The 6,961-nt window shown below is 58.4% G+C and carries 6 protein-coding genes; 4 read left to right on the plus strand and 2 right to left on the minus strand.

Annotated elements, in window-relative coordinates; all coding sequences use genetic code 11:
* Window positions 1-1,400 (minus strand): L-aspartate oxidase (gene nadB, locus ACRESD_RS22895; protein ID WP_431752987.1); only part of this gene is annotated, 1,400 nt, incomplete at its 3' end.
* A gap of 463 nt (window positions 1,401-1,863) precedes the next feature.
* On the opposite strand from nadB, the gene rpoE reads away from it, so the two are divergent.
* The 4 genes from rpoE to ACRESD_RS22915 all read left to right on the plus strand — a co-directional run bounded on the left by rpoE (window position 1,864) and on the right by ACRESD_RS22915 (window position 5,715).
* The gene (rpoE, locus tag ACRESD_RS22900) at window positions 1,864-2,445 is read left to right on the plus strand and encodes an RNA polymerase sigma factor RpoE (protein WP_003172477.1); all 582 of its coding nucleotides are present in this window, start codon (window positions 1,864-1,866) and stop codon (window positions 2,443-2,445) included.
* A gap of 32 nt (window positions 2,446-2,477) precedes the next feature.
* On the plus strand, window positions 2,478-3,065 hold the full coding sequence (locus ACRESD_RS22905) for a sigma-E factor negative regulatory protein (protein ID WP_431752988.1): 588 nt from the start codon (window positions 2,478-2,480) through the stop codon (window positions 3,063-3,065).
* 16 nt (window positions 3,066-3,081) lie between these two features.
* Window positions 3,082-4,044, plus strand: a complete 963-nt coding sequence (locus ACRESD_RS22910) for a MucB/RseB C-terminal domain-containing protein (protein ID WP_431752989.1) — start codon at window positions 3,082-3,084, stop codon at window positions 4,042-4,044.
* 234 nt (window positions 4,045-4,278) lie between these two features.
* Entirely contained in the window at window positions 4,279-5,715 is a 1,437-nt protein-coding gene (locus ACRESD_RS22915; protein WP_431752990.1) for a DegQ family serine endoprotease, read from the plus strand.
* Between the two features lie 67 nt (window positions 5,716-5,782).
* On the opposite strand, the gene ACRESD_RS22920 is transcribed toward ACRESD_RS22915, so the two are convergent.
* Window positions 5,783-6,961: M48 family metalloprotease (locus tag ACRESD_RS22920; RefSeq protein WP_431752991.1), on the minus strand; the 1,179-nt coding region annotated here is incomplete at its 5' end.

A 6,961-nucleotide genomic window follows, 5' to 3' on the forward strand; every position in this document is an offset into this window, starting at 1 on the left:
ACCAGGTGCTGGGCGCGTTGCAAGCGTTTGTTGGTGCGCACGATCCCTACGTAGTCCCACATGAAGCGGCGCAGTTCGTCCCAGTTGTGGGCGATGATCACGTCTTCGTCGGAATCGGTGACCTGGCTGGCGTCCCAGCGGGGCAGGGCGGCGTGCACTGCGATATGGGGCAACTGTTCCAATATGTCCGCCGCCGCCGAGCGTGCGTAGACGAAGCATTCGAGCAGTGAATTGCTGGCCATGCGGTTGGCGCCGTGCAGGCCGGTGAAGCTGGTTTCGCCAATCGCATACAGGCCCGGCACATCGGTGCGACCGTGCTGGTCGACCATCACGCCGCCGCAGGTGTAATGCGCGGCCGGCACCACCGGGATTGGGCCTTTGGTGATGTCGATGTTGAAGGTCAGGCAGCGTTCGTAGACCGTCGGGAAGTGGGTCTTGATGAAGGCTTCGGGCTTATGGCTGATATCGAGATAGACGCAGTCGATGCCCAGGCGCTTCATTTCGTGGTCGATGGCACGGGCGACGATATCCCGGGGTGCCAGTTCGGCACGCGGGTCGAAGCGCTGCATGAAGCGCTCGCCGTTCGGCAGCTTCAAATGCGCACCTTCACCACGCAGGGCTTCGGTGATCAGGAAGCTTTTGGCCTGCGGGTGGTATAGGCATGTCGGGTGGAACTGGTTGAACTCCAGGTTGGCCACCCGGCAGCCCGAACGCCAAGCCATGGCGATGCCATCACCGCAGGCGCCGTCGGGGTTGCTGGTGTAGAGATAGACCTTGGCCGCGCCGCCCGATGCGAGGATGGTGAAGCGTGCGCCATAGGTGTCGACTTCGCCGCTGGCACGGTTGAGCACGTAGGCGCCGAGGCAGCGTTCGCCTTCCAGGCCCAGGCGTTTCTCGGTGATCAGGTCAATGGCGACGCGTTGCTCCAGCAGTTCGATGTTGGGGCGTTGGCGAGCCTGGTCGAGCAACGTCTTGAAGATCGCGGCACCGGTGGCATCGGCGGCGTGGATGATGCGGCGATGACTGTGACCGCCTTCGCGGGTCAGATGGAACTCGAATCCGCCGTCATCGTTGCCGGCCTGTTCGTCGCGAGTGAACGGTACACCTTGGTCGATCAGCCATTGGATGGCTTCGCGGCTATGCTCGACGGTAAAACGCACGGCTTCTTCGTTGCACAGACCGCCGCCGGCGTTGAGGGTATCCTCAACGTGGGACTGGACCGTGTCGGTGTCGTCCAGCACGGCGGCGACACCACCCTGGGCCCAGAACGTTGAACCGTTGGCCAGGTCGCCCTTGCTCAGCACTGCAATGCGCAGGTGGCTGGGAAGGGTCAGTGCAAGGCTCAAACCGGCCGCGCCGCTGCCGATCACCAAGACATCGTGTTGAAACTGTTGGCTCATTGGAAGGATTCCGCAAAAAGCGATCCGAAGGGGAGGCGCAAACAGGACGCCTGGATCGGCGAATCAAAGGGTCACACGGGCCACTAGTATATAGAGGGGGGGAGCGGCACAATAGCCGGACATTCGTGGCAATGTGAGATTAGCGTGCACGAATCGGGTGCAGTGAGCCGGTTATTGACGTGGGAACTTTTTGCATGAGCCCCGACTCAATAGCAGGTTGCCCGAAAGCTGGGAAAACGTTGAGTTTATTGGCCCGTCGGGAGCATTGGACGCGTCAGGAAGCCGACGACAAGATTATTCGCGCAGCCGGCATCGCCCGTGCTGCGTTTTTCGTGTGTGCCAAATCAGTGCGCACCGGAAACTTGCTTGAAGGGGGAGAACTTTTGCGAAAAGCCCGAGTCTATGTTTGCAAGCCTGATCGTTTAGTTATGCAAGCCTCCTTCAAGTACAACGAGGAGTGTTCATGCTAACCCAGGAAGAGGATCAGCAGCTGGTCGAACGCGTTCAGCGCGGCGACAAGCGAGCATTTGATCTGCTAGTGCTGAAATACCAGCACAAAATTCTCGGGTTGATCGTGCGATTTGTGCACGACACCCATGAAGCGCAGGACGTAGCACAGGAAGCCTTTATCAAGGCATACCGTGCACTAGGCAATTTTCGCGGTGACAGTGCGTTTTACACGTGGCTATACCGCATCGCCATCAACACGGCGAAGAACTATCTGGTGTCTCGCGGGCGCCGCCCACCTGATAGCGATGTAAGTTCAGAAGATGCAGAATTTTACGATGGTGATCACGGCCTCAAGGATCTCGAGTCGCCGGAACGAGCACTGCTGCGCGACGAGATCGAAGGCACCGTTCATCGCACAATTCAGCAACTTCCGGAAGATTTGCGTACGGCGTTAACTTTACGTGAATTCGACGGTCTGAGTTACGAAGACATTGCGAGCGTCATGCAGTGTCCGGTGGGGACTGTAAGGTCACGGATTTTCCGGGCCCGGGAAGCCATCGATAAAGCCTTGCAACCGTTGTTGCAGGAAAACTAAAGACAGCGGCGACAGCCAAGAGAGGAACCGCCATGAGTCGTGATGCCCTGCAGGAATCGCTGTCCGCAGTGATGGATAACGAAGCGGATGAACTGGAACTTCGTCGAGTGCTCAATGCATTTGATGATGCCGAAACCCGTGCTACCTGGTCTCGTTACCAAGTCGCTCGGGCGGTGATGCACAAGGATCTATTAGTCCCTCGTCTGGATATTGCTGCGGCCGTTTCTGCTGCGCTGGCCGATGAAACCGTTCCGGCCAAAGCTTCTCGAGGCCCATGGCGCAGTCTGGGCCGCTTGGCGGTTGCTGCTTCGGTGACTGTTGCCGTATTGGCGGGTGTTCGCCTGTACAACCAGGACGAGATCGCCGGTAACGAGTTGGCCCAACAGACTCAGCAACCGGTCATGGCCGGCCCGCAAGTCAAAGGCCCGGCAGTGCTGGCCGGTTACAAGGAAAGCTCTGATACCACCGGCCCTATGGCCAACGGTGTACTTCAAGGGCAATCCGGTTGGCAGGATCAGCGCCTTCCAGGTTACCTGCGCCAACACGCACAGGAATCAGCCTTGAAAGGTACTGAAAGCGCTTTGCCTTATGCACGTGCTGCAAGCCTGGAAAACCGCTGAACCGCTAAGGGGCCCTATGCGCGCCATACCGCTCCTTACGCTTTTGCTCAGTAGTTGGTTTGCACTATCCGCCCATGCCGACGAAGCCCAAGACTGGCTGACTCGACTTGGGCGTGCAGAGCAGCAGCAAAGCTTCGAAGGTACGTTCGTCTACGAGCGTAATGGCAGTTTTTCTACCCATGACATCTGGCATCGTGTACAGGATGGTCAGGTTCGCGAGCGATTATTACAACTCGACGGATCTGCCCAGGAAGTCGTGCGGATAGATGGTCGCACTCAATGCGTCAGCGGCACACTCGTCGCCGGCCTTGGTAACTCAAGTGATGCATCGTCTCCACGTGCCCTTGATCCACAAAAGCTCACTCAATTTTATGACCTGGCCGTTATTGGCAAATCCCGCGTGGCCGGCCGTAATGCGGTAATTGTCTCGATCACTCCGCGCGACCAATATCGGTATGGCTTTGAGCTGCATGTGGATCGCGAAACGGCGTTACCACTCAAATCGTTGTTGCTCAACGATCAAGGGCAGTTGCTGGAGCGCTTCCAATTCACTCGCCTGAACACGTCAGTCGCGCCCTCTGATCGCGATTTGCAACCCAGCAGCGAATGTACGCCCGTCACGGTTTCCAATAACAAAGCGCCAGAAGTGCCTACCAGTCAGGCATGGCATCTGGATTGGTTGCCGCCTGGTTTTCAGCTCACCAGCAGTACCGCACGTCAAGACACCCAAACCAAATCCACGATCGATAGCTTGATGTACGACGATGGGCTCGCGCGATTCTCGGTATTCCTGGAGTCGACAGACGGTGCGAGCGTGACAGAGACCCGTACTCAGCTTGGCCCTACGGTGGCCGTGTCACGGCGCCTGAACACCGTGGACGGTGAGGTGATGGTGACGGTTGTCGGCGAAATCCCCATCGGTACTGCCGAGCGCATCGCTCTGTCGGTACGTAGTGAAAAGGCTGCCCCCCAGCCGTGAGTTGTTAATCCTATGTTCATCCAGACCTTTCAATGTAAACCTATGCTTGTTTGGGTGCTGAGAGCATGAAATGTCTGGATCAGTATTTTCACTTGCAAAAAATCCCCATGTTTTTTATAGGTCAGGGCTTGTCGGCTCTGGCCTTGTTTTGTTCGCGGAACAAAGATGTCGGTCGCAGTTTTCGGCGTTTCTTGAACCCTGTCGCTCAACCCTGCTCGTCGTAACGGGAGCTGTATGTCGATACCACGTTTGAAGTCTTACTTATCCATAGTCGCCACGGTGCTGGTGTTGGGTCAGGCTGTGTCCGCGCAAGCGGCCGAGCTGCCCGACTTCACCCAACTGGTAGAGCAGGCCTCGCCTGCCGTGGTGAACATCAGTACCACGCAAAAGCTGCCGGAACGCAAAGTCTCCAACCAGCAGATGCCGGACCTGGAAGGCCTGCCGCCGATGCTGCGCGAGTTCTTCGAGCGTGGCATGCCGCAACAACGCTCCCCGCGTGGCGGCGGTGGTCAGCGTGAAGCGCAGTCCTTGGGCTCGGGGTTCATTATTTCGCCTGATGGCTACATCCTCACCAATAACCATGTGATTGCCGATGCCGACGAGATCCTCGTGCGCCTGGCCGACCGCAGTGAGTTGAAAGCCAAGCTGATCGGAACTGATCCACGTTCCGACGTGGCCCTGCTGAAAATCGATGGCAAGGATCTACCGGTGCTGAAGCTGGGTAAATCCCAGGACTTGAAAGCCGGGCAGTGGGTCGTGGCAATCGGTTCGCCGTTTGGCTTTGACCATACCGTTACACAGGGCATCGTCAGCGCCATTGGCCGCAGCCTGCCGAACGAAAACTACGTGCCGTTCATCCAGACCGACGTGCCGATCAACCCGGGTAACTCGGGTGGTCCGCTGTTCAACCTGGCGGGCGAAGTGGTGGGTATCAACTCGCAGATCTACACCCGCTCCGGTGGCTTCATGGGCGTGTCCTTCGCGATTCCGATCGATGTGGCCATGGACGTTTCCAACCAGTTGAAAAGCGGTGGCAAAGTCAGTCGTGGCTGGTTGGGCGTCGTTATCCAGGAAGTGAATAAAGACCTGGCTGAATCCTTCGGTCTCGACAAGCCAGCCGGTGCCCTGGTCGCGCAGATTCAGGACGACGGCCCGGCTGCCAAAGGCGGCCTGCAAGTCGGCGATGTGATCCTGAGCATGAATGGCCAGCCGATCATCATGTCCGCCGATTTGCCGCACTTGGTCGGTGCTCTGAAGGCGGGCAGCAAAGCCAAGCTGGAAGTGATCCGTGAGGGTAAGCGCCAGACCGTTGAGCTGACCGTCGGTGCGATCCCCGAAGAAGGCGCGACTCTGGACGCGCTGGGTAATGCCAAGCCAGGTGCCGAGCGCAGCAGCAACCGTCTGGGCATTGCTGTCGTTGAGCTGACCGCCGAGCAGAAGAAGAGCTTCGACCTCAAGAGCGGCGTGGTGATCAAGGAAGTCCAGGACGGTCCTGCCGCCTTGATCGGCCTGCAGCCGGGCGATGTGATTACCCACCTGAACAATCAGGCGATCAACTCCACCAAGGAGTTCACCGACATCGCCAAAGCGTTGCCGAAGAATCGTTCGGTGTCGATGCGTGTCCTGCGTCAGGGGCGTGCCAGCTTCATCACCTTCAAGCTAGCTGAGTAATTCTCTAGCCCAATAAAAAGCCCCGCTTTCGTTTGAGGAAGGCGGGGCTTTTTTGTGGGCGATGGGTTTAGCTCATCATTCCTTTTACCAAGCGCTCCTGTTCGATCAATTCACGCTGGCGTGCGTCGATACGTGAAGACAGCGGGAAGTTGTTGCCGGCCCGACGCTTGGCGAAGTCCAGTTGTTGAATGGCCTGTTTGAAGTCACCGACCAAGGCAAAGTATTCGGCCCGGGCCTGATGCAAGCCGATGATGTTGCCGGACAAACCGCGTGTTTCTGCGACCTGGTACCACACATCCGGATCGTCGGGGCGGGATTTGAGTAACCCGTCCAACGCCTTTTCGGCATCAGCGGTGCGGTTTTGCTTGAGCAGCAAGTCCACTCGCACCTGGTTCAATGGATAGTTTCCAGGGTATTGAGTGAGCATCCGGTCAGTACGCTGCTGGGCGTCCGGCAGGCGATTGTTGGTGATGTCCAGCTCGATCTGAGCCAGGTTGTAGGTGATGTCGTTGGGTGTCTTGGCCAGCAGCGGTGCCAGACTTTCCCGCGCTTCCTTGAGTTTGATGCCCTTGATCTGGGCAATGGCCAGGCCATAGCGCGCCACGTCGTTCTTCGGATTTTCGTCCAGCTGTGCCTGGAAACGCTTGGCGGCCAGGCCCGGGGTGTCTTCATATTGCAGTTGCACACGTGCGCGGATCAGTTGATAGCGCAGGCTGTCTTCCTTGCCGCCGGGCTTGGCTTGTTCGGCGCGGTTGCGCGTGTCGGCGATCCGCGACTCGGTCACCGGGTGAGTCAGCAGGAATTCCGGTGGCTTGGCGTCGAAGCGGTATTGGCGCATCAGCCGTTCGAACATGGTGGGCATGGAGCGGGGGTCGTAACCGGCTTTTTCCAGGTTGAGAATGCCAATACGGTCAGCCTCCTGTTCGTTCTGGCGCGAGAACCGGCGCTGCTCCTGGATAGCCGCTGCCTGGCTGCCGGCAATGGCAGCAATACCGGCGTCACCCGCACCTGCCGCCGCCGCGATGATGCCGCCGAGCAGGGCGGCCATCATCGGGATCTGCATGCGCGACTGCGCTTCTACGCCCCGTGCAAAGTGACGTTGGGACAAGTGCGCCAATTCGTGGGCCAGCACCGAAGCGTATTCACCTTCAGTCTGGGCATTGAGGAACAGACCGCCGTTGACCCCGACAATCCCCCCGGGCGCGGCAAAGGCGTTGAGTTGCGGGCTGTTGATCAGGATGAACTC

Source organism: Pseudomonas sp. (assembly GCF_050739995.1).
Taxonomy (GTDB): Bacteria; Pseudomonadota; Gammaproteobacteria; order Pseudomonadales; family Pseudomonadaceae; genus Aquipseudomonas.